This is a genomic window from Streptosporangium sp. OZ121 (genome assembly GCF_051918885.1).
Lineage (GTDB): Bacteria > Actinomycetota > Actinomycetes > Streptosporangiales > Streptosporangiaceae > Streptosporangium.
The window spans coordinates 69,632-91,984 of sequence record NZ_JBPXMC010000001.1 but is presented as its reverse complement, the minus strand read 5'-3'; the positions used below and the strand labels follow the sequence as shown (position 1 = coordinate 91,984).

At 70.9% G+C, this 22,353-nt stretch carries 20 protein-coding genes, 4 tRNA genes and 1 riboswitch; of the genes, 11 read left to right on the top strand and 13 right to left on the bottom strand.

The features are described from left to right. The first annotated feature begins 12 nt into the window (after positions 1 to 12). Together ACTOQ1_RS00405 and ACTOQ1_RS00400 are read left to right on the top strand one after the other, a co-directional pair. A complete protein-coding gene (locus ACTOQ1_RS00405) occupies positions 13 to 351 on the top strand; it encodes a hypothetical protein (protein WP_440063534.1) in 339 nt (112 codons plus the stop codon). After that, complete coding sequence (locus ACTOQ1_RS00400) at positions 348 to 860, top strand: hypothetical protein (protein ID WP_440063533.1); 513 nt, start codon at positions 348 to 350, stop codon at positions 858 to 860. The genes ACTOQ1_RS00405 and ACTOQ1_RS00400 overlap by 4 nt, the downstream gene beginning before the upstream one ends. A gap of 36 nt (positions 861 to 896) precedes the next feature. On the opposite strand, the gene ACTOQ1_RS00395 is transcribed toward ACTOQ1_RS00400, so the two are convergent. The 5 genes from ACTOQ1_RS00395 to ACTOQ1_RS00375 form a co-directional block, all read right to left on the bottom strand. Next, a tRNA-Val gene (locus ACTOQ1_RS00395) sits at positions 897 to 971 on the bottom strand. Between the two features lie 13 nt (positions 972 to 984). Next, positions 985 to 1,056: transfer RNA gene (locus ACTOQ1_RS00390), tRNA-Gly, on the bottom strand. Positions 1,057 to 1,130: 74 nt separating this feature from the next. Continuing rightward, a tRNA-Cys gene (locus tag ACTOQ1_RS00385) sits at positions 1,131 to 1,201 on the bottom strand. Between the two features lie 25 nt (positions 1,202 to 1,226). Next, positions 1,227 to 1,298, bottom strand: a tRNA-Gly gene (locus tag ACTOQ1_RS00380). A gap of 87 nt (positions 1,299 to 1,385) precedes the next feature. Then, positions 1,386 to 3,614, bottom strand: a complete 2,229-nt coding sequence (locus ACTOQ1_RS00375; protein ID WP_440063532.1) for an N-acetylmuramoyl-L-alanine amidase — start codon at positions 3,612 to 3,614, stop codon at positions 1,386 to 1,388. Between the two features lie 153 nt (positions 3,615 to 3,767). On the opposite strand from ACTOQ1_RS00375, the gene ACTOQ1_RS00370 reads away from it, so the two are divergent. From ACTOQ1_RS00370 to ACTOQ1_RS00345, 6 genes are all read left to right on the top strand, one after another. Next, complete coding sequence (locus tag ACTOQ1_RS00370) at positions 3,768 to 4,043, top strand: hypothetical protein (RefSeq protein ID WP_440063530.1); 276 nt, start codon at positions 3,768 to 3,770, stop codon at positions 4,041 to 4,043. Between the two features lie 43 nt (positions 4,044 to 4,086). Beyond that, complete coding sequence (gene glmS, locus ACTOQ1_RS00365) at positions 4,087 to 5,907, top strand: glutamine--fructose-6-phosphate transaminase (isomerizing) (protein WP_440063529.1); 1,821 nt, start codon at positions 4,087 to 4,089, stop codon at positions 5,905 to 5,907. Between the two features lie 255 nt (positions 5,908 to 6,162). Next, entirely contained in the window at positions 6,163 to 7,182 is a 1,020-nt protein-coding gene (locus ACTOQ1_RS00360; protein WP_440063528.1) for a tripartite tricarboxylate transporter substrate-binding protein, read from the top strand. 4 nt (positions 7,183 to 7,186) lie between these two features. After that, positions 7,187 to 7,387: riboswitch (cobalamin riboswitch) on the top strand. 116 nt (positions 7,388 to 7,503) lie between these two features. Beyond that, positions 7,504 to 9,726, top strand: coding sequence for a ribonucleoside-diphosphate reductase subunit alpha (locus ACTOQ1_RS00355; protein ID WP_440063527.1), 2,223 nt, complete (start codon positions 7,504 to 7,506; stop codon positions 9,724 to 9,726). A 56-nt stretch (positions 9,727 to 9,782) separates the two neighbouring features. Beyond that, entirely contained in the window at positions 9,783 to 10,778 is a 996-nt protein-coding gene (locus tag ACTOQ1_RS00350) for a ribonucleotide-diphosphate reductase subunit beta (RefSeq protein WP_350966888.1), read from the top strand. A 61-nt stretch (positions 10,779 to 10,839) separates the two neighbouring features. After that, positions 10,840 to 11,988, top strand: a complete 1,149-nt coding sequence (locus tag ACTOQ1_RS00345; protein ID WP_440063526.1) for a mechanosensitive ion channel family protein — start codon at positions 10,840 to 10,842, stop codon at positions 11,986 to 11,988. Between the two features lie 151 nt (positions 11,989 to 12,139). Here the strand turns inward: ACTOQ1_RS00345 and ACTOQ1_RS00340 are convergent, their stop codons facing one another. Next, positions 12,140 to 13,348 (bottom strand): DUF5685 family protein, encoded by a 1,209-nt coding sequence (locus ACTOQ1_RS00340; RefSeq protein WP_440063524.1) that lies wholly within the window; start codon positions 13,346 to 13,348, stop codon positions 12,140 to 12,142. Between the two features lie 211 nt (positions 13,349 to 13,559). After that, positions 13,560 to 14,786, bottom strand: coding sequence for a glucose-1-phosphate adenylyltransferase (gene glgC, locus ACTOQ1_RS00335; protein WP_440063522.1), 1,227 nt, complete (start codon positions 14,784 to 14,786; stop codon positions 13,560 to 13,562). A gap of 48 nt (positions 14,787 to 14,834) precedes the next feature. On the opposite strand from glgC, the gene glgA reads away from it, so the two are divergent. Next, a complete protein-coding gene (gene glgA / locus ACTOQ1_RS00330) occupies positions 14,835 to 16,025 on the top strand; it encodes a glycogen synthase (protein WP_440063520.1) in 1,191 nt (396 codons plus the stop codon). A 38-nt stretch (positions 16,026 to 16,063) separates the two neighbouring features. Here the strand turns inward: glgA and ACTOQ1_RS00325 are convergent, their stop codons facing one another. Continuing rightward, positions 16,064 to 16,429: a PH domain-containing protein gene (locus tag ACTOQ1_RS00325; RefSeq protein ID WP_440063519.1), complete on the bottom strand. Its 366-nt coding sequence runs from the start codon at positions 16,427 to 16,429 to the stop codon at positions 16,064 to 16,066. 95 nt (positions 16,430 to 16,524) lie between these two features. Between ACTOQ1_RS00325 and pgeF the strand changes: the two genes are divergently transcribed. Then, positions 16,525 to 17,211, top strand: a complete 687-nt coding sequence (gene pgeF / locus ACTOQ1_RS00320; protein WP_440064741.1) for a peptidoglycan editing factor PgeF — start codon at positions 16,525 to 16,527, stop codon at positions 17,209 to 17,211. 78 nt (positions 17,212 to 17,289) lie between these two features. Here the strand turns inward: pgeF and ACTOQ1_RS00315 are convergent, their stop codons facing one another. From ACTOQ1_RS00315 to ACTOQ1_RS00300, 4 genes are all read right to left on the bottom strand, one after another. Continuing rightward, entirely contained in the window at positions 17,290 to 17,697 is a 408-nt protein-coding gene (locus ACTOQ1_RS00315; protein WP_440063518.1) for a nitroreductase family deazaflavin-dependent oxidoreductase, read from the bottom strand. Between the two features lie 66 nt (positions 17,698 to 17,763). Further along, positions 17,764 to 18,579, bottom strand: a complete 816-nt coding sequence (locus ACTOQ1_RS00310) for a sirohydrochlorin chelatase (protein ID WP_440063517.1) — start codon at positions 18,577 to 18,579, stop codon at positions 17,764 to 17,766. A gap of 249 nt (positions 18,580 to 18,828) precedes the next feature. Beyond that, positions 18,829 to 19,386 carry a GNAT family N-acetyltransferase gene (locus tag ACTOQ1_RS00305; RefSeq protein ID WP_440063516.1) on the bottom strand — a complete coding sequence of 186 codons (558 nt, stop codon included), beginning with the start codon at positions 19,384 to 19,386 and terminating at the stop codon, positions 18,829 to 18,831. Between the two features lie 236 nt (positions 19,387 to 19,622). Then, complete coding sequence (locus ACTOQ1_RS00300; RefSeq protein WP_440063514.1) at positions 19,623 to 20,642, bottom strand: SPFH domain-containing protein; 1,020 nt, start codon at positions 20,640 to 20,642, stop codon at positions 19,623 to 19,625. On the opposite strand from ACTOQ1_RS00300, the gene ACTOQ1_RS00295 reads away from it, so the two are divergent. Further along, positions 20,641 to 20,799, top strand: a complete 159-nt coding sequence (locus tag ACTOQ1_RS00295; protein ID WP_440063513.1) for a hypothetical protein — start codon at positions 20,641 to 20,643, stop codon at positions 20,797 to 20,799. The two genes, ACTOQ1_RS00300 and ACTOQ1_RS00295, sit on opposite strands and share 2 nt — an antisense overlap. 138 nt (positions 20,800 to 20,937) lie before the next feature. Here ACTOQ1_RS00295 and ACTOQ1_RS00290 read toward each other — a convergent pair whose 3' ends face one another. Then, on the bottom strand, positions 20,938 to 22,320 hold the full coding sequence (locus ACTOQ1_RS00290) for an MFS transporter (protein WP_440063511.1): 1,383 nt from the start codon (positions 22,318 to 22,320) through the stop codon (positions 20,938 to 20,940). Positions 22,321 to 22,353 lie beyond the last annotated feature (33 nt).

The window sequence follows — 22,353 nt, the reverse complement described above, 5'->3', positions numbered from 1 at the left end:
ACGGCCGGGCCGGTGATCGCCGCCTGGGTCGTGGGTGATCCCGGCAGCCACGTCTGGGGGGCCGCGGCGGTGTGGCACACCGCCTTGGCCGGGTATCTCGCGGTCCTGTTGCGGGCGCGGGGCCGGGTGCCGTGCGGCTGCCTGGACGGGGTGAGCCCCGTGTCCCCGTTGAAGATCGTCATCGGTGGTCTGTGGGCCGCCGCGAGTGCCATGATGGCGGCGGGCACGGTCTCCCTTCCGGAAGACGTGGTCGTCCGCCTCACGCACCTGGCCGTCGCCGGGTTCGTGACCCTGCTGGCGGTCGTCGCGGCGTCGGTATCGTCCGTGTCCCCTCGAAGGAGGATCAGATGACCCGGTGGACGCTGATCGTCGCCGTCGCCGTGACCGGGTTGTCCGCCTGCGCCGCGGAAGGGGAGCCCGTCATCGCCAAGCCGACGGCGCAGGTGCTGCTCGACGCCTCGCAACTGCCCGGTGGCCCGTGGACGGCCGAGAGGACCGGCGAGGTGCGCTGGGCCGACCTCGACAGGGCGCTGGTGCCGTGCGGGAAGCGGGTCATCGTCCCGGGGGAGGCCCGGGTACGGTTCCGGGTGTTCGCCTCGGCGGACGGGGTGTCGGTCTCGGAGCTCGTCGTCTCCGGGATCGAGACCGTCCAGGCCTTCAAGCGCTTCTACGCCGAATGCGGCTCCGTGGGAAAGGTCGAGGGGCGTCCCGGCCCGACCAACGTGGTGCGGCGTGGCGACACGACGGAGATCGCCAACTTCACGGACGACCACCTGGTCGTCGTCAACGGTCCCAGCGCCATGGACGACCTCGGGGCGATCGCCGACGCCGCGCGCGACCAGGCCGCGAAAGCGGGATGATGGGAGCTTCGAAGCCCCATCTGAACTGCGAAGATATGGTGGACGATACAGGGATTGAACCTGTGACCTCTTCCGTGTCAGGGAAGCGCTCTCCCGCTGAGCTAATCGTCCTCGGGCGAACCAGAGCGGAAGACGGGATTCGAACCCGCGACCCTCACCTTGGCAAGGTGATGCTCTACCACTGAGCCACTTCCGCGTATCCGCTTCGGGTTTCCCCTCCGCGCTCGCACTACTTTACCGGATCCCTGGGGGTCCGATGGTCGTGCGTTGAGGTGGAGACGGGATTTGAACCCGTGTAGACGGCTTTGCAGGCCGTTGCCTCGCCTCTCGGCCACTCCACCGGCCGGGCCCCTGAGGACCCGCCGGAGCGGAAGACGGGATTCGAACCCGCGACCCTCACCTTGGCAAGGTGATGCTCTACCACTGAGCCACTTCCGCGTGACCCCCGGAAACGTTCCGGGGCACGTGAAAACTCTAGCGCCTCCGCAGGGCGGATGTGCGCAACCAGGCGGGCTGCCGAGATCCTCACCTGGTGACCGGCTGGACGTCGGAGGCCCGGACGAACATGATCCGATGCCCGAACTGGATCTGCCGGTAGCGGATCCTGCCTGTGACGACATGGTGCTCTGACGGGTCGAAGGCGGCCGCCCTGAGGTAGGAGGCCCGCGCCGTCGCGTCGGAGCTGTACGCCTGCCCGGCGGGAATCGAGTACTGCAGCGGGGTCAGGGTCTGTACGGGAACGCCCCCCGGGTAGGCGGGCGCCTTCGGGTAGGCCCTGCCGTACACCCTGACCGGGGAGCGGCCCGGCCGGGGCGTCACCAGGGGGCCGGACGCGCGTACGGAGGTGGGAGCTCCGGCCGGATCGTGGAACCAGGCCTTCTGGCCGAGGTACCAGATCGCGGTCCAGTCGCCCCTGCGCTCGGCGAGCGCGTACCGCTGGCCGGTGGAGGCGCGGGCGGCGTGGTCGTAGACGCTGTACGTGGAGCCGCCGGTGGGGTGCTTGCCGATGTCCCTGACCAGTGGCGCGGTGGCGGAGGGGCGCGTGCGCAGCCAGACCGAGGCGGCGCCCAGGCCGCGGCACCCCCCGGCACAGCCGGTGAATCCCGGGCTGTTGGTGTCGTAGTCGGGCCTGATCAGCACCGAGCGCGCGTCGTCGCCGCCCGAGGCGCGCAGCGGCCTGCCGAGCAGCTCGAAGTAGTGGGCCCAGTCCCAGTAGGGGCCGGGGTCGTCGTGCATGCCGCCCACGGTCTCCGGGGTGGTGCCCGGCACGTTGTCGTGCCCCAGGATGTGCGCCCGGTCGAGGGGGACGTCGTACTTGGCGGCGAGGTGGCGGACCAGCCTGGCCGACGCCCGGTACATCGCCTCGGTGAACCAGGCGCCGCCCCTGGCCAGGTAGCCCTCGTGCTCCAGGCCGATGGAGCGGGAGTTGACGTACCAGTTTCCCGCGTGCCAGCCGATGTCCCTGGCCCGCAGGTGCTGGGCGATGTGGCCGTCGGCGGAGCGGATGGTGAAGTGCCAGCTCAGGTAGGCGGGATTCTTGACCAGGCGGGTCATCGCGTCGTAGCTCGTCTCCCCGTCGTGGATCACGATGTAGTCGATCCTCCGGGGGCCGGCGGAGCGGTCGTGGTTGCCGTACCCGCCGCCGGGGAGCCGCTTGTAGGCGGCCGGGAGCCACTCGCAGGAGACGCTCTTCGGGCAGTCGGGTCCCGGCACGGGAGCGGGGGCGGGCCGCTGGGCGAGCATCATGGCGATCTTCGTGGCGGGAGTGGGGGTGGGCGCCGGGGTGGGGGTGGGGGCCGGGGTGGGGGTGGGGGCGGACCCTGCGGCGGGCACTGCGGCGGGCACTGTGGCGGGCACCGCGGGCACCGCGGTGGGCTTGGTGGCGGGTTTCGCGGCGGGCCTCGTGGCGCGTACGGCGCGCACGGTGGCGGGTGCCGGGGTGGGCGCGGGGGCGCGGCGCCGCGCAGCGGGGGCGGGGGGTGCGGGGGGTGCGGACAGGCCCGGCGTGGCGGGGAGGGTCACCCGCTCGCCGTCGCCGGTCACTCGCGCGGCACCGGCCCGGATCGTCGCGTAGACCTCGTCGGCGAAGGACGGCGCCGCCTCCTCGGCCGCCGCGCCCCTCTGCGGGGCGCCGGGATAGCGGGCCACGGCGTCGTACCAGCTCGCCGGATCGTCGCCGGAGCCCTCGCCGCCGGTGCGGCGCCGGTAGTCGGCGAGCAGCGCGGCACCGCCCATGATGTTGGCGGAGGCGTCCTCGCGCAGCCGGTCGGGGGACAGGCCGGTCAGCTCCGAGGCCCGCCGCAGGGTGTCCTCCGGCGGGTCCGCCGCCATGGGGGGAAGGGCGATCACGCGCGGCCGGGTCTCGTCGCCGCGCGGGTCCTCCCCGGCGCCGTGGGGGTGCCCGGGTTCGGCCCGGCCGTCGATCAGGTGCATCGGGCCGTACCCGGCGGAGACGCTGGGCAGCCCGTCGTGGCCCTCCCAGCGGGACTCCAGGTAGGAGACCGCGAGCAGCACGCTCTCCGGCACCCCGTATCTACGTGCCGCCTCGGCGAAGGCGGCCTGCCTACCGGACCGTGCCACCGCTCCCGTCGCCGTGGCGGGCGGTGTCGTGGTCCCGGCGGGGGCCGGGTGGGTCTGGAGCCGGGTGGGCCGGTTGCCGGGGCGTGCCGCCTCCGCCGGGACGACCGAGGCCAGGGCGACCGAGGCCAGGACGGTGAGAGCGGCGACGACGGTGGTCCCCGGCAGGCGGCGCATAGCGGTTCCTCCCCCTCTGGTAACTACCTAGAGTTATCAGAGATTACCGACTGTCGCGCATTGCGGCGGGGTTGAGATGCTGAAGAGATTCTCTGCCCGAAATCGGGCAGGAAACTTGGTGTGTTCTCTCCCGGATGCGTATGGTCCTGCTCTGTGTCCACGGCACGGAATCCGCACGAGGATCTGATCACCCACCTGACCCGGACGAGCGCGCTCGGTCCGGGCGAGGCGGCGCGGGTCGTCGCGGACGTGCTGGCCTACTTCTCCGAGCCCGTCGACGAGTTCGTCCGGCGGCGCCACGCGGAGCTCAGGGCCAGGGGGCTGGTCAACGACAAGATCTTCCCCAAGGTCGCCGCCGAGCTGGCGGTACGCCGTGTCGCGGCACCCGAACTCTCCCTGCGACAGCTTCGCCGCATCGTCTACGGGTAGCGGACGGCGGCACCCCGATCGTTCATGGACAAGGAGCGGATACATGTGCGGAATCGTGGCCTACGTAGGGCCCAAGGACGCGGCACCCATCCTGCTGGAGGGCCTGCAGCGTCTTGAGTACCGGGGCTACGACTCGGCCGGGGTGGTGATATCCAACAAGGGCCTCAAGATGCGCAAGGTCAAGGGCCGGGTGGCCGACCTGGCCGCGGTCGTGCCCGCGCGGTTCAAGGGCGGCCTGGGCATCGGCCACACCCGCTGGGCCACCCACGGCGCGCCCAGCGACGTCAACGCCCACCCGCACCTGTCCACCGACGAGCGCATCGGCGTCGTGCACAACGGCATCATCGAGAACGCCGACGAGCTGCGCGCCAAGCTGGAGGCCGACGGGGCGATCTTCCTGTCGGAGACCGACACCGAGGTGCTGTCGCACCTGATCGCCCGCACGGTCAAGGAGGCCGACTCGCTGGAGGAGGCCGTGCGGACCGCGCTCAAGCGGGTCGTCGGCACGTACGGGATCGCGGTGATCGACTCCGAGCGTCCCGGCGAGGTGGTCGTGGCGCGCAACGGCAGCCCCATCGTGCTGGGCATCGGGGAGAAGGAGATGTTCGCCGCGTCCGACGTCGCCGCGCTGGTCCGCTACACCCGCCAGGTGGTGCACCTGGAGGACGGCGAGATCGCCGTGCTGAGGGCCGACGGGTTCAACACCTTCGCCAGTGACGCGCGGGAGACGGCCAAGGAGACGCTGACCGTCGACTGGGAGGCCGGGCACTACGACACCGGCGGCTACGAGCACTACCTGCTCAAGGAGATCTCCGAGCAGCCCGACACGGTGGCCAGGACGCTGCGCGGGCGGCTGGACGACCGCTTCCACATCGCCCACCTGGGCGGTCTCAACATGGACGCGCGGGAGACCCGCTCGTTCCGCCGGGTGAAGATCATCGGCTGCGGGTCCGCGTACTACTCGGGCCAGATCGGCGCGCAGCTCATCGAGGAGCTGGCGCGCATCCCGGCCGACGCGGAGCCGGCCAGCGAGTTCCGCTACCGCAGCCCGGTGGTGGAGGCCGACACCCTCTACGTGGCGATCAGCCAGTCGGGGGAGACCTACGACACCCTCGCCGCCGTGCAGGAGCTCAAGCGCAAGGGCGGCAGGGTGCTCGGCATCGTCAACACCGTGGGCAGCGCGATCGCCCGCGAGTGCGACGGCGGCGTCTACCTGCACGCGGGTCCGGAGGTCTCGGTGGCGAGCACCAAGGCGTTCACCTCGACCGCCGTGGCCTTCGCGCTGCTCGCGCTGCACCTGGGCCGGGTGCGTGACCTGTCTCCCGCCGACGGCCGCAGGGTCTGCGACGGCCTGCGGAGGCTGCCGGACCAGATCAAGGAGATCCTGGCGCTGGAGCCGCAGATCAAGGAGCTGGCGGGCAAGTACGCCGAGTCGCCGAGCATGATGTTCGTGGGCCGGGTCAGGGGTTACCCGGTGGCCCGCGAGGGCGCGCAGAAGCTCAAGGAGATCTCGTACGTGCACGCCGAGGCGTACCCGGCGAGCGAGCTCAAGCACGGGCCGCTGGCGCTGATCGGCCCGGACATGCCGACGGTGGCGATCGTCCCCGACGACGAGCTGCTGGACAAGAACCTCACCACGCTGGGCGAGATCCGCGCCCGGGGCGGCCGGGTGCTCATGGTGGGCCACCGCACGGCCGACCCCAAGCTGGCCGACGACTGCGTCGTGGTGCCCAAGAACGAGACCGAGCTGGACCCGATCCTGCTGTCGATCCCGCTCCAGCTCTTCGCCTACCACGCCGCCGTGGCGCTGGGCAGGGACGTCGACAAGCCCAGGAACCTGGCCAAGAGCGTCACGGTGGAGTGAGACCCCGGCCCCTTCGGTCCCCGCTCTCTCTGGCCCTCTGCCTTCGCGTCCCCGTCCCCGGCCTGCCGGGGACGGGGACGCGCTTTGCCGAACCCCCGCGAGACGGTCGTCTCCGATATCCGGATTTATGGTGTCTTTTCCGGTGATCCGTGCCCGAAGGTGGATCACCGGAAGTTCCGGCATACCCCACTTCATCACAGAAAGTGAGTGGAAAGTAACCTATGGTATAGGGGGTTCTTGGGGGAAGGGGCGCTTATGCGCCGTAGGGGGTTTTTCGCACTGGCGGCGGGGGCCGTGGTCGCCGCGGGGTGCGGCGTGGACGGCGGCGCCGATCCGGAGGTGAAGCGCCTGTTCCTTCTCGAGCCGACCGCCGACGGCCACGGCTGGGACAGGATCGCGGGCAGGCTGGCGACCGTCCTGGTCCAGTCGGGACTGGCGCGCACCGCCATGGCCGTCGAGCGGGCGGGGGCACTGGGCTCCGCCCCGCGCGACGCGTTCGGCGCCTTCCGCGGACCCTTCGCGCGCGAGGGCAGGCTGCTCGTCACCGCGATGCCGATGGTGGCCGCCGCGGAGATCGCCAACACCACGGCCGTGGTGAACGCCGCCACCCCCATCGCCCGCCTGGTCGGCGACTGGGCGGTCCTGGTGGTCTCCTCCGGCTCCCGCCTGCGCACCTTCGAGGACTTCGTCGCGCGGCTGCGGCACGATCCGGCGGGGCTGACGGTCGGCGGCCGGTCGGAGGGCGGCTCCGACCACGTGCTCTACGGCATGATCGGCAAGTGTCTGGGGGTGGACACCCGGCTGCTGGAGTACGCCGGATACCTCGCCCCCGAGGACGCCGCCGAGGCGCTCCACGTCGGCCGGGTGGCGGCCCTGCTGGGATCGGCGCGCGCCCTGCGGCCCGAGATCGCCGCGGGCCGCCTGCGGCCCCTGGTGGTCTCCTCCGGCGGCCGGATCGACGGGATCGACGCGCCGACGCTCATGGAGGTCGACGTCCGCCTGGAGTACAGCGACTGGTGCGGCCTGCTGGGCCCCAAGGGCATGAGCGAGGGGGACCGGGACGCCGCGATCGCCTTGTGTGACAGGATCGACGCCGCGCCGCGCTGGCGTGCCCTGTGCGCGTCCCACGGCTGGAGCCGGGTCTACCTCAGCGGTGACGAGTTCCGCCAGTGGCTCTCCACCGAGACGGGCCGTACTCGCGGCGTGCTCCACGAGCTCGGACTGCTGAAGTCCTCCGACACAACCTGTTGGGGTAGTTGCGTCCGACGCCCCTAGATGTAGGATCCTGCTCGTTGCTGGTTCGCCCCGCGAGGGGCGAGGCAAGAGGGAACCCGGTGAGATTCCGGGACTGCCCCGCAGCGGTGAACGGGAACGAAAGCCGTTATCGAGCACTGGGTGAGCCATGCCTGGGAAGCGACGGCCGGTAGGTGTGTGCGATGCGCCCGTGAGTCCGAAGACCTGCCGGTGACGTGAATGTCCAGGGCCTCGTGGGAGGGCCCGCGGAACGAGGCGATCCGGCGTGCCCGGGATCGCTCGCGGACGCGTGCCCATCCGGCGGAGCCGTACGGGGAAGTCCGATCGAGCGAGGGGCACTACGTGACACAGGCATTGGCGGAGACCGCGGCGGGGACCACGGCGGGGACCGCGGCGGACGACCGCAGGCTGGCCATCGACGAGGCGGCCGCCCGGGTGATCACCGACCCCGAGAACTCCAGGGTCGCCGCCGCGATGCTGGCCGAGCTGATCGCCGACGAGGCCGCCGAGCACGGCGTCCGCGACTTCTCCGAGTCCATCGCCGCGACCCACGAGGCGGGGTTGATCCAGGACGGGCTCGCGGAGTTCGTGGCCGCCCACGCCGGGGTCCTGGACGCGCTGGCCGATCCGGAGGCCGACGCCAGGTTCGAGTACTTCGGGCTGCGCACCGTCTACGACCGCTACCTGCTGCGCCACCCGAGGACCCGCAAGGTCCTGGAGCGCCCGCAGCACTTCTTCCTCCGGGTGGCCTGCGGCCTGTCCGAGACCGTCGAGGAGGCCGCCGAGCTGTACGCGCTCATGGCCACCCTGTCCTACCTGCCCAGCTCGCCCACGCTGTTCAACTCCGGCTCCCGCAGGCCCCAGCTCTCCTCGTGCTTCCTGCTCGACTCGCCCCGCGACGAGCTGGAGTCCATCTACGAGCGCTACGGGCAGGTCGCGCGGCTGTCGAAGTACGCGGGGGGCATCGGGATCGCCTGGACCAGGGTCCGCTCGCGGGGCTCGCTGATCCGCGGCACCAACGGCCACTCCAACGGCATCGTGCCCTGGCTGCGCACGCTCGACTCCAGCGTGGCCGCGGTCAACCAGGGCGGACGGCGCAAGGGCGCGGCCTGCGTCTACCTGGAGCCCTGGCACGCCGACGTCGAGGAGTTCCTGGAACTGCGCGACAACACCGGCGAGGAGGCCCGCCGCACGCACAACCTGAACCTGGCCAACTGGATCCCCGACGAGTTCATGCGCCGGGTCGAGGCCGACGGCGTCTGGTCGCTGTTCGACCCCAAGGAGGTCCCGCACCTCACCGACCTGTACGGCGCCGCGTTCGACGACGCCTACCGGGCCGCCGAGGCCGAGGGCCGCTTCACCCGGCAGATCCCCGCCCGCACCCTGTACGGGCGGATGATGCGCACGCTCGCCCAGACCGGCAACGGCTGGATGACCTTCAAGGACGCGGCCAACCGGACCTCCAACCAGACGGCCAGGCCCCAGAACGTCATCCACCTGTCGAACCTCTGCACCGAGATCCTCGAGGTCACCGGCGACGCGGAGACCGCCGTCTGCAACCTCGGCTCGATCAACCTCGCCGCCCACCTGTCGGCGGACGCCGGGGAGGCCGTCGACTGGGCGCGGCTGCGCGCGACCGTCCGTACCGCCGTGCGGTTCCTCGACCGCACCATCGACCTGGGCTTCTACCCGACCCCCGAGGCGGAGGCGGCCAACCGGAAGTGGCGCCCGATCGGGCTCGGCGTGATGGGCCTGGCCGACGTGCTGTTCACGCTGCGGCTGCCGTTCGACTCGCCGCGCGCCCTGGAGCTGTCCACCAGGATCTCCGAGGAGATCGCGCTCGCCGCCTACCGGACCTCCTCCGACCTGGCCGTGGAGCGGGGCCGCCACCCGTCGTACGAGGAGACCAGGGCCGCCGCGGGGGTGCTCCATCCCGACCACTACGGGGCGGCGGGGTCGGCGGAGTGGGCCGAGCTCAGGGAGCGGATCGCCGGGACCGGCCTGCGCAACTCGCTGATGATCGCGATCGCGCCGACGGCCACGATCGCCTCCATCGCGGGCTGCTACGAGTGCATCGAGCCGCAGGTCTCCAACGTCTTCAAGCGCGAGACCCTCTCGGGGGAGTTCCTCCAGGTCAACCGCTATCTCGTCCGCGATCTCCAGGCCCGCGGCCTGTGGACCCCGCTGATCCGCGACGCGATCAAGCGCGCCGACGGCTCCGTCCAGGACATCCCGGAGATCCCCGCCGACCTGAAGGCGCTCTACCGGACCGCCTGGGAGCTGCCGCAGAAGGCGCTGATCGACCTGGCCGCCGCGCGCACCCCGTACATCGACCAGTCGCAGTCGCTGAACCTCTTCATGGCCACGCCGACCATCGGCAAGCTCTCCTCGATGTACGCCTACGCGTGGAAGTCGGGCCTCAAGACCACCTACTACCTGCGCTCGCGCCCGGCCACCCGGATCGCGCAGGCCACCGTGGCGGCGCCGGTCGCGCGGGCCGTCCCCGACCCCGAGGCGATCGCCTGCTCCCTGGAGAACCCCGAGTACTGCGACGCCTGCCAGTAGCCGCCCCGGTTCCTCGAAAAGGGTCTCCCGAAAGCTCCCAGAAAGGCATTCACCCGATGTTGCTCGACCCCGGCATGGATCTCACCCTGCGGCCGATGCGCTACCCCGAGTTCTACGAGCGCTACCGGGCCGCGATCCGCAACACCTGGACCGTCGAGGAGGTGGACCTCACCTCCGACCTGGCCGACCTGGCGAGGATGACGCCCGAGGAGCGCCACCTGATCAACCGCCTCGTGGCGTTCTTCGCCACCGGTGACTCGATCGTGGCCAACAACCTCGTCCTCAACCTCTACCAGCACCTCAACGCCCCCGAGGCGCGCCTGTATCTCAGCAGGCAGCTGTTCGAGGAGGCGGTGCACGTCCAGTTCTACTTGACCCTGCTGGACACCTACCTGCCCGATCCGGACGAGCGGGTCAAGGCCTTCGCCGCTGTCGAGCACATCCCCTCGATCCGGGACAAGGCGGAGTTCTGCTTCCGCTGGATCGACTCGCTCGGCGGGCTGACCCGGCTGGAGACGCGGGAGGACCGGCGGGCGTTCCTGCTCAACCTGATCTGCTTCGCGGCGTGCATCGAGGGGCTGTTCTTCTACGGGGCCTTCGCCTACGTCTACTGGTTCCGCTCCAGGGGCCTGCTCAGCGGCCTGGCCACCGGGACGAACTGGGTGTTCCGCGACGAGTCCATGCACATGGAGTTCGCGTTCGGCGTCGTGGAGACCGTACGGGCCGAGGAACCGGACCTGTTCGACGACAAGCTCGCCGAGCAGGTCACCCGGATGATCGAGGAGGCGGTGGCCGCCGAGCTGGCCTTCGCGGCCGACCTGTGCGGCGACGGCCTGCTCGGGATGAGCGTGGACCAGATGCGCCGGTACCTGGAGTACGTGGCCGACCAGCGTCTGGTCAGGCTGAGGATGCCCGCCAGGTACGGCACGGCCAACCCGTTCGCGTTCATGGAGTTGCAGGACGTGCAGGAGCTGGCCAACTTCTTCGAACGGCGGGTTTCGGCCTACCAGATAGCCGTCGAAGGGAATGTCACATTCGACGAATCCTTCTGATTAGCTGGTGATCCAGGGAAGAGCACGACGAGGATGAAAGACGTCGAGGAGGACGCCTCAAGTGTCCGGCTGGATCATGATGATTGTCTCCGTGGCGGCCGCCGTCGTGGCGGTGGAGGTGGTGCGGCGGGTGCTGCGCTCGCGGCTGATCGGTGAGAAATGGACTCTCGCCGGTCCGCTCGTGCGCCGCTGCACCTGGCCGGGGTTCGCCACGGCCGCCGTGGCGACGGCCCGCACCATCTACGAACCGGATATGGCGACGGCCTCGGTCGGCCAGGTGATCGATCGCGGTCTCAGCCTGGCGATGATCGGGTGCGCCACCTGGCTGGTCATCCAGGCCGCCTACGCGGTCACCGACGTGGTGCTGGAACGCCTGATCACCGTCGAGGGCGAGGCCAACCGCCGGGCCCGCCGCATCCGCACCCAGATCACCCTGGTCCGCCGGGTCGCCTCGGCGGTGATCATCGTGGTCGCGCTGGGCGCGATGCTCTTCACCTTCCCGCAGGTGCGGGCGCTCGGGGCCGGGCTGCTGGCCTCGGCCGGGATCGCCGGTGTCGTCGTCGGTATCGCCGCCCAGTCGACCCTGGGCAACATGCTCGCCGGGCTCCAGCTGGCCTTCAGCGACGCGCTCCGGCTGGACGACGTCGTCGTGGTGAAGGGGGAGTGGGGCCGGATCGAGGAGCTCAGCCTGACCTACGTGGTGCTGCGGCTGTGGGACGAGCGGCGGCTCGTCCTGCCGGTCTCCTACTTCACGGCCAACCCGTTCGAGAACTGGACCCGGCACAGCAGCCGGGTGATCGGCCACGTGATGTTCCGGGTCGACTGGTCGGTGCCGGTGGAGGAGCTGCGCACCGAGCTCTACCGGGCCCTGCGCGAGCACCCGCTCTGGGACCAGAAGGACTGGACCCTCCAGGTCACCGATACCCTTCCCAACGGGCTGCTGGAGCTGCGCGCCCTGATGAGCGCCGCCGACTCCGCCAGCGCCTGGGATCTCAAGTGCGACATGCGCGAGCACATGGTGACCTTCGTCCGCGAGAGGTACCCCGAGGCGCTGCCCCGCTTCCGGGTCGAGACTCCGCCCCCGTCCGCGACCGTTCCCGGGACGCTCACCGGGCTGATGGGCGCGGACCTGATGTCACGGGGCCTGGGGGGCGACTCCCGTGAGGACGGTTCTCGCGATCGGGACGGCGACCGGCGGGATCCGGTCTGAGGCGACGGGCCCGCCCGTCCGGTTCGCGAGGTCCGTTCGGTCCGCCGGGCGCGCCCGGTTCGTGGGATCTGTCCGGCGCATGAGACCTGTCCGGTTCGTGAGGCGTGCCCGGGAGCGGTCCGCGACGCTCGGCGGGCCGCTCCCCGGAGCCTCAGGCGTTGCAGTCGCAGCAGCACCCGTCGCACTTGGTGCAGCACTTGCAGCAGTCGCAGCAGCCGTCACACCCGTCGCAGCCGCATCCGTCGCACCGTGTCAGGTAGCAGCGGTCGTCCCAGGCGTTCCGCCTGCGGGAGCTCCACCGGGGCCGCCAGAGTCCGCAGGTCAGCAAGGTCCCCACCCCGGCGGCGGACTTGCGGACGAATCCGGGCCGCTCGTAGGAGTGCCCCGACTCCCCGGGGCGGGACGGCGTCTCGCGGTCGTGCTCCCCGGGGGCGTGGTCGTGCCCCGCGGAGGGGCGGCCGTGCTCCCCGTGCGGCTGCGCGCACGCCTCGCCGGCGGGACCGTGATCCGGACCGGAGGCGTGGCGGAACGTCCGGTCCACCGCCCGCCGCACCTCGGTGCCCAGCAGCACGTCCACCAGGTGCCGGTCGGCCAGCTCCAGCTCCAGCAGCGCCAGCTCCAGGCCGTGCGCGGCGTCGTCGCACAGCCGCCGTGCCTCCCGTACGGAGGTGCCGGTGGCGGTCAGCGGGTTGAACGCCCCCCGGGCGGCGTCCTCCGCCCGGTCCTCCACGGCGTCCAGCAGGTGGGCGATCCGGCCGAAGAACCGGCCCGCCTCGGCCAGCGCCGCCGCGTTGCCCGGGGTGCCCGCGAGCGTCGCGGTGTAGGCGAACGCGGCGGCGACGGCCTCCTCGGTGGGAGCGGTCAGCTCCAGCAGCGTCACTCCCGAGCCGCTCTCCAGCTCGATCTGGCGTTCGGCCGTCGAGGCCAGTGAGGCGGTGTCGAACCCGATCCCGGCCCCCATCCGGGCCCCCGCCGCCTCCCAGCGGGCCGCCAGCACCCTGCGCGCCGTGCCGGTGCCCGGCGCGGAGTCGCCGTCGGCCACGTGGTCGCGCAGCTTGCCCGCCGCGAGGACCAGCGACACCGTGGCGGCCAGCCGTACGCCCGCGGCCCGCGCGTCCACCACGTCCGCCGGCCGGAACCCGCGCAGCGCGCAGGGGCCGGCGGTCCGGTGCGGGGAGCCCGCCGGGCCCTGCGCCTCGGCCAGCACCGAGATGATCAGTCCGTCGTAGTTGGTGGCCAGCCGGGCCGCGTGCCCCTGCCCGTCCCTGAGGGTCAGGCACAGCCCGCACAGGTGTGCCATCCAGGCCCGGTGCAGCGTCGGGCAGGAGTGCTCGCCGCAGGGACGAATGATGCCGAACATGTGATCTCTCGTACTCGGGGGGTCTGTCCGGGAAACCCTTGGGGCTCTCCAGGAAGTCGTGCAACGTATCGGGAGAATCTATCCCGTACAGATCAAGAAGTCGCGTGGAGAGGGGCAGGTCCACGGCCGGCCGGCGCCCGGCCCGCTCCGGGCGGTGGTCTCCGGCCCCGCCGTCACGGCGGGGCCGGAGAAGCGGGGACAGGTCCCCCGGTCAGCGTTCGACGATCTCGTTCTTGCCGATGACGACGATGCCGCCGCTGGTCACCGCGAAGCGGCTGCGGTCGTACTCCAGGTCGAAGCCGATCCTGGCGCCGTCCGGGATGATCACGTTCTTGTCGATGATGGCCCTGCGGACGATGGCGCCGCGGCCCACCTTCACGTTGCCCATCAGGACCGAGTCCTCGACCTGGGAGTGGGAGTGCAGCACCACGCCGGGGGAGAGGATCGAGCGCTCCGCCAGCCCGCCGGAGACGATCGCGCCCGCGGAGACCAGGGAGTCGATCGCCCTGCCCACCCGGTCGCCGTCGTTGTGCACGAACTTGGCCGGGGGAAGCGGGTCGTGACCGGTGTAGATGGGCCATCGGCTGTTGTAGAGGTTGAAGACCGGGTGCGCCGAGATGAGGTCCATGTGGGCCTCGTAGTAGGCGTCGAGCGTCCCGACGTCCCTCCAGTAGCCCCGGTCGCGCTCGGTGGAGCCGGGCACGATGTTGTCGGCGAAGTCGTAGACCTCAGCGCTGCCCGACTTCACCATCATCGGGATGATGTTGCCGCCCAGGTCGTGCTTGCTCGTCGGGTCGAGCGCGTCCTCCCTGAGCGCGTCGATCATGGACTGGGTCTTGAAGACGTAGTTGCCCATCGACGCGTACACCTGGTCGGGAGCGTCCGGCAGGCCCACCGCGTCCTTCGGCTTCTCGCGGAAGGCGACGATCCGCCGCCCGGCCGGGTCGGCCTCGATGACCCCGAACTGGTCGGCGAGCGACAGCGGCTGCCGGATCGCGGCCACCGTCACCTCGGCCCCGGACTCTATGTGCTGCTCGACCATCTGCCGGGGATCCATCCGGTAGATGTGGTCGGCGCCGAACACGATGACGTGGTCGGGCATCTCGTCGTAGATGAGGTTCAGGTTCTGGAACAGCGCGTCGGCGGAACCGGAGAACCAGTGCGGCCCGAGGCGCTGCTGGGCGGGAACCGGCGTGACGTAGTTGCCGAGCATCGCCGACAGGCGCCATGTCCGGGAGATGTGCCGGTCGAGACTGTGGTTCTTGTACTGCGTCAGCACGACGATCTGGAGGTAGTGACCGTTGGCGAGATTGGACAGTACGAAGTCGACGAGACGGTATATCCCCCCGAAAGGCACCGCGGGCTTCGCTCGATCAGCTGTCAGAGGCATGAGCCTCTTACCTTCTCCACCGGCGAGCACGATCGCGAGGACTCTCATAGGTGGACCTTAACCTGATGAACAGGGATGAAACACTAGGCTGATCGCATGCGAGTGGATCTGCTGACCCGTGAATATCCCCCCGACGTGTACGGAGGGGCGGGAGTTCACGTCGAATACCTCGCCCGGGAGCTGCGCAGGCTCGCCGACACCCGGGTCCGCTGCTTCGGAGCGTCACGACCGGAGGAGGGCGTCGCGGCCTACCGGGTGCCCGGCGGCCTGGAGACGGCCAACGCCGCGCTCCAGGTGCTCGGCGTCGATCTGGAGATGGCCGCCGGATGCGAGGGCGCCGATCTGGTCCACAGCCACACCTGGTACGCCAACTTCGCCGGCCACGTCGCCAAGATGCTGTACGGGACGCCCCACGTGGTGACCACCCACAGCCTGGAGCCGCTGCGGCCGTGGAAGGCGGAGCAGCTGGGCGGCGGTTACACGCTGTCATCGTGGGCCGAGCGCGGCGCGCTGGCCACCGCCGACGCGATCATCGCGGTCTCCGAGGGGATGCGCCGCGACGTGCTGGCGAGCTATCCGGAGATCCCGCCGGAGAGGGTCACGGTGATCCACAACGGGATCGACACCGGCGAGTACGCCCCCGACCGGGACACCGACGTCCTGGAGCGGCACGGCATCGACCCGAGCAGGCCCTACGTCGTCTTCGTGGGCCGCATCACCCGGCAGAAGGGCCTCGTCCACCTGCTCCACGCGGCGCGCGACTTCCACCCCGACGCCCAGCTGGTGCTCTGCGCGGGCGCGCCCGACACGCCCGAGATCGCCGCCGAGGTGACCGCGCTGGTGCGCGGGCTCGACCGCGAGGGCGTCGTCTGGATCTCGGAGATGCTTCCCCGTCCCGAGGTGATCCAGATCCTCACCCACGCGACCGTGTTCGTCTGCCCCTCCGTCTACGAGCCGATGGGCATCGTCAACCTGGAGGCCATGGCCTGCGAGACCGCCGTCGTGGCCACCGCCACCGGCGGCATCCCCGAGGTCGTGGCCGACGGCTCGACCGGCCTGCTGGTCCCGATCGACCAGGCCGCCGACGGTACCCCGCACGACCCCGACGCCTTCGCCGCCGACCTCGCCGAGCGGGTCAACCGGCTGCTGGCCGACCCCGCCCTCGCGACCCGGATGGGCGAGGCCGGACGGGTCCGCGCGGTGGAGCACTTCTCCTGGGAACGCATCGCCGAGCGGACGATGGAGCTCTACCGGCGGGTCGCCGCCGGGGAGGCGCCGGTCGCCTGACGGTTCCCGCTTCCGCGGATCTGTCCGAGAGGGAGTTCCTAGGCGGTGATGAAGTGCAGGATCACGTTGTGCACGTGGTGCGCCTTGTTGTCGCCCCGGAACTCCACCTCGTAGGTGTGGGTGCCCACGTGGATGGCGATGGCGCCCGAGGAGAAGAACGAGCCCGCGATCGACTTGTTGCTCACCACGCTCACCGCCGAGACCTTGTTGTAGGGGATGCTCGTGATGGCGATCCTCTTGCCGACGAACGACTTGTCCTGCACGATCACGCGCCTGTCGGTGAGTCCCAGGAAGCCGGTGCCCGTGCCGATGGCGTCGTAGACGGCGATGATCTGCTCGCCGGGCATCAGGCCGCTCTCGATCTGCTGGTACTGCTCCTTGCGGTCGTACACAACCTGTGCCATGACGCTCGCAATCTCCAGGGGGTCTGTGTCCTTGTGAAACGAACGTCCGGGGGACCGGGTTCCTGGGCGGGTAAGGTCGGCCCGTGAACTTTCAGATGAGGATCACCGATCGTCATGGTGGTGTCAGCGCCGATCCGTACGGCAGCCGCAACCTCGGGGGCATGTGCGGCGACGAGCCGGACGCGGTCGCGGCGAACAGGGCCAGGACGGCCGCGGAGTTCGGCCTGGAGCGGGTCGTGTTCATGCGGCAGGTCCACAGCGCCGACGTCCGATACGTCAGGGAGCCGTTCGGCGACGACCCGCCGCCGCTGGACGGTGTCTGCACCGACGTGCCCGGTCTCGGCCTGGCGGCGCTCTGCGCCGACTGCGCGCCGGTCCTGCTGGCCGAGCCGGAGGCCGGACTGGTCGGTGCCGCGCACTCGGGGCGGGTCGGCACCATGTCCGGCGTGGTCACGGCCCTGGTCGAGGAGATGGCCGGGCGCGGCGCGGACCCGGCGAGGATGACCGCCCTGATCGGGCCGATGGCCTGCGGCACCTGCTACGAGGTCCCCGCCGAGATGCGTGACGAGGTCGCGGTGATGCTTCCCGAGGCCTGGTCGATCACCCGCCAGGACACCCCGGCCCTCGACCTGCGGGCCGCGATCACCTCACAGCTGGGCAAGGCGGGCGTCGGGGAGATCATCCACGACACCCGCTGCACCATCGAGAGCGCCGACCTGTTCTCCCACCGCAGGGAGGGCACGACCGGCCGGTTCGCGGGCTACGTCTGGCTGGAGCCCTGACCGGCCCGCACCGCTCGCCGGACCCGGCCGTGCCGGTTCCGGGTCATGGCGGGATCCCTCCGGCCGGCATGGCGCCGATCATGACGTGATCCGCTCCAGCACGACCACGGGGATCTCCCGCTCGGTCTTCTTGGTGTACTCGTCGTAGGCCGGCCAGGCCGCGGTCATGATCGACCACATCTCCGGCTTCTCCTCGGGCGTGGCGGTGCGGGCCCTGGCCCTGAACCGGTCACCCAGCACCTGCACCTCGACCTCGGGATTCTCCTGGAGGTTGAGATACCACAGCGGCGGCTCGTCGGCGCCTCCCTTGGAGGCCACGAGAAGGAGGTCGTCGCCGTGGCGCTGGTAGATGAGCGGAGTGGTCCGCGGCTCGCCGGACTTGCGGCCGGTGGTGGTGAGGAGCAGGGCGGTGGTGCCCTGCCACTCGTGTCCCTCGGCTCCGTCGGTCGCGCGGTATCGGTCGACGTGCTCTTTTCCGAACAGCATGATCTATCCCCTCTGACAACTACCCGGGTCATTACCCGTCAGAGGGGACAGATCACATGGGGTCGCTCAGTCCGCCGACAGGACGCTTCCGTAGGCGCGGGCGGCCAGGTCCGCGATCAGATCGTGCGCCCCGAGGAGGCCGGCGCACTCGGCCCCGATCTCCTCGGCCGCCGCGTCCGCGAGCCCTGGGGCCGCCTCCGGGCCCAGGACGCAGGGCGACAGGGCGATGCGCTGGGCGCCGATGCCGCGCAGCCGACCGGCCGCGTCGGCCACGGCGGGCGCGCTGTCGAGGGAGGCGACCAGGACGGGCAGGGTCAGCCGCGAGGCCAGCAAAACCGCCGTCGGCTGAGCCTCCACCGCCGCGTTCTCGCCGCCGACGGTGGCGAGGATGACCGCGTCGACCGGGCTGGAGACGTTGAGCAGCCGCATCCGGTCGGCCCGCGCCAGGCTTCTCTCCGACAGGCGGATGTGCAGGGCCTCGGCGAGCAGCGGATGCGGCCCCAGGGGATCGGTGACCGTCACCGAGACCTTGCTGGAGGCCACGGCATCGGCGATCAGCCGGTCCGCGACCGGGTGCGGGCCGGTCAGCAGCGGCACCACGACGGCGGCCGTGGCGTCCTGCGGCCGTTCCCTGGCCGCCGCCTCCAGTTCGGACGTCAGCTCCTTGCCGTCCTCACCGAGCGCGGCCAGGCGGACCTGGATCTGTGGGTTGTCCCCCCGTATGAGGGCCGCGAGCTCCGCGGCGGTGCCGGAGGCGTCGCCGAGCGCGGCCAGCACCAGCGCTGGTGCCTCGGGCGGGAGCTGGGAGGGTACCGGCCTGCGGTGCCTTCCGGAGGGGCGCACCGGGCGCCCTCGTACGGGGAGGATGGGACTTTCGCTCACATGCGCGGACTCTAGGGCCATTTGACACCTCCTGTGACCGGAAACGGCAGCATTCCCGTCACAACATTCTGAAAAGGGGAGGCTCAGGGGTGGGTTCTCCCGCGCCCGCGGCCGGTTCACGGCCGGTGCGCGGGCGGTTCGGGTCTGGCTCGTGCCTGGCTCGTGGCCGGTTCACGTCTGGCTCGCGGCCGGTGCGCGTCTGGTTCATGGCCGGTGCGCGGCTGGTTCGCGGCTGGGGGACGCCTCGGGTCAGACGTCACGGTGGCCCTCCCACTCGTCCTCCAGCGCCGAGTGCACGATGGAGTCGCGCCAGACCCCGCGGGCCCGTACGTGGTGCCTGATCCTGCCCTCCTCGACCATCCCGGCGACCAGCATCGCCAGCTGGGCGGCGGTGTTGGCGGGGGAGCGGGCGCCCCAGATGCGGTGCAGGCGCAGGTCGCGGAAGCCGAACGTCAGGATCAGCCGGATCAGGTCGGTGCCGATGCCCCGGCCCCAGTGGTCGGGACGGAGTCCGAGGCCGATCTCGGCGCTGTGCGGGTGGTCGGCCTCGATGTGCAGCCGGGCGACGCCGAAGGCCTCGCTGTCGTCGAGGTCGGTCACCGCCAGCACGTAGAGACGCCGGGGCTCGACCTCCGAGCCCTTGATCGCCTCGATGATCGTCTCTTCGACCTCCTCGCGGGTGCGGGGGTCGAACGGCAGGTGCTCGGTGGCCGTCGGGTCGCCGTACACGGCATGCAGGGCGTCCACGTCGCCGAGGGTGATCTCCCTGAGCCGGAGTCGCTTGCCCGAGATCTCAACGTGGCGCATGCGCAGACGTTAACGTCTCGGAGGTTCCACGGCTAGAGATCTTCCCAGTAAGCGGACATACCATCATTTTAGTGATCTTATATGCACGGCTTCGTGCGTGCCCAGGCCTGGAGAGGCCTGTGCCCGGACTCAGGCGAACCCGGCCTCGCGTGCGGGGGCCGGGTTCGCCTCGCCGGGACGAGCCGGTCGTCCTGGGGGCCTGCGATCCGGGGAGAAGCCGCGTCGAGGGGCCGGGCTCACTTCGCGGGGACGACGATGTCGGAGTTGCCCGGAGCGTAGACGGTGATGCCCTCGGGGAGGGCGTTCAGCTTGTCGATCTCGACGCAGGCACGGCACTTGCGGTAGCTCTCCTGGAGCTGCTCGTTCGCCTCGGCCTCACCCTTGGCCAGCGCGACCGACGCCTTCGCGTCCGCCTCGGCCTGCCTGATCTTCGCCTCGGCCTCGACGTCGGCCTGCGACGCCTTCGCCTTCGCCTCGGCGATCCCCGCCTGGGCGACCTGGGTCTTGTTCACCGCCGCCTGGATCTCGGACGGCAGCGTCACCCGGACCAGCGTGAACCGCAGGCCGGTGAAGAAACGACCGCCGAGCAGCTGCTCCAGGTCGCGCTCCAGGATCTGGTTGATGCCGTTCTGGGCGCGGATGATGGAGGCGTTGCTGTCGATGACGGCCGGCAGGGCCTTCTTGTTCGAGGTCGTCTGCACCAGCGAGCAGGAGGAGAGCAGCTCGGCGCACTCGGCGGCGCCGATCTGGCTGCGCAGGGCGTTGTAGATCACCGGTCGCACGGACTGGATGAAGAACGCGTTCCATCCCTCGTCCCCGTCCCAGGCGGAGTGCGACTCGCCGTCCTGGCCCAGGTAGGTACGGGTACCGTACCTGTCGTCGAAGCGCTTGAGCATCTCCTGGTCGAGGTTGAGCGTGAAGTAGAGCGTGCCCTCGATGCCGAGGTTCACCCCGTCGGAGCTCGGCACGGTCACCTCGTCCACGCCGCTGGAACTGGCCCGCTTGGCGTCGGTGGTGATGGTGTAGATCCGCTGCTGGGCGGGATAGGAGTGCACCGACGACCACAGGCCGACCCAGGTGAGCCCCGAGTCGGGCGGGATGACCTGCCGGATCCCGGAGTCGTCCAGCGGGCCGCCGTCCCTGACGACGGCCACCTGGCCCGGTTCGGTGCGTGCGAAGCCACCTCCGACGCTGATCAGGACGATCACCGCGATGACCGCGAACACCGCGGCGGCGACGCTTTTTCCGATGGGCATGCCGATCCTCCTTTGGGCGGGCACCGGAGGGCGGCGGCCGGGGATGGCCGTCCCCGGCCGCCGGCCCGACCGGCTTCCCTTCGTGGCGGGCTCTGATGACGTGCGCTTCGGCGTGCCCGACTCCGGCACCCCGGCTTCCCTTCGTGGCGGGCTCTGAGGGTTCCTCACGTGCTCCAACCGGGTTGGACGAGCCGGCGGGCCGGTGAGTTCGGTGAAATGTCCGAAAAATCGGGTGGTTTTCGGCTTCGGGGAGAACCGCGGCCACCGGGGAGGGCCGGTGACCGCGGCCGGGAGGTCAGGCGTCCCGGGAAGCGGTCCCCGTGCGCGTTCCCGGGTCGCCGTCGGGGAGGCCGCCGGGGTTTCCGGCGTGGTTTCCGGCGGGGACGTCGCCAGGCGTGCCGTCGAGAGGGGCGGGCAGGTCGTCGTGCGCCCCGGGGGCCATGGCCAGGCCCACCGCGGTGACGGCCAGCGCGGCGACCACGTAGAGCGAGACGGCGAGGGTGCTGTCGAACCGGTCGAACAGCCACAGCGCGATGATCGGGGCGAGGGCGCCCCCGAAGATCCCGGCGACCTGGTAGCCCATCGAGGCGCCGCTGTAGCGCAGGCGGGTGCTGAACAGCTCGGCGATGAAGGCCGCCTGGGGCCCGTACATCGCGGCGTGGCAGGCCAGGGCCACGATCGAGGCCAGCGCGATCACCGGGAAGGATCCGGTGTCGAGCAGGGGGAAGAAGGCGAACACCCAGACCGCGGCCCCGATCACGCCCGCCAGGTAGACCGGCCGGCGGCCGACCCTGTCCGACAGCGCGCCGAACAGCGGGATCAGGAAGAGCTGGAAGGCGGAGCCGATCAGCACCGCGTTCAGCGCGACCCCGCGTTCGAGCCCGAGGGGACCGGTGACGTAGGCCAGGATGTAGGTCACGAAGATGTAGAAGGCGACGTCCACGCCGATGCGCGCGAAGCCCGCGGAGATCAGCGCGCGCGGGTGCGTGCGCAGCACCTCCACCAGCGGCATCCGGGCCTTCGCGCCGGCCCGTTCGACCTGGGCGAACAGCGGTGACTCCACGATCCGCAGGCGGATCCACAGGCCCACGACCACCAGCGCGCCCGACAGCAGGAACGGCACCCGCCATCCCCAGGACAGGAACGCCTCCTCGGGAAGCGCCGCGGACATGATCCCGAGCACGCCCGCCGCCAGCAGGTTTCCCGCGGGCACCCCGACCTGCGGCCAGCTCGCGTTGAACCCGCGCCGCCGGGGATCGCCGTGCTCGATGGACATCAGCACGGCCCCGCCCCACTCGCCGCCCAGGCCGAGCCCCTGCACGAAGCGCAGGGTGACGAGCAGCAGCGGGGCGGCCACGCCGATGGTGGCGTAGCCGGGCAGCAGGCCGATCAGGAAGGTGGCGACGCCCATCAGCAGCAGCGTCACCACCAGCACGTTCTTGCGGCCGGCCCGGTCGCCGAAGTGGCCGAACACGATCCCGCCGAGCGGTCGCGCGACGAACCCGATCGCGTAGGTGAGGAACGCCAGCAGAGTCCCGGTCAGCGGCTCGAAGGTGGGGAAGAAGAGCTTGTTGAAGACCAGCGCGGCGGCCGATCCGTAGAGGAAGAAGTCGTACCACTCCAGGGAGGTGCCGACCAGTCCGGCCACAATGACCCGCCTGGTCTGGGAGCTTGCCATCGCGTGCGCTCCTTAGCTTCTTGTGAGCTTCTT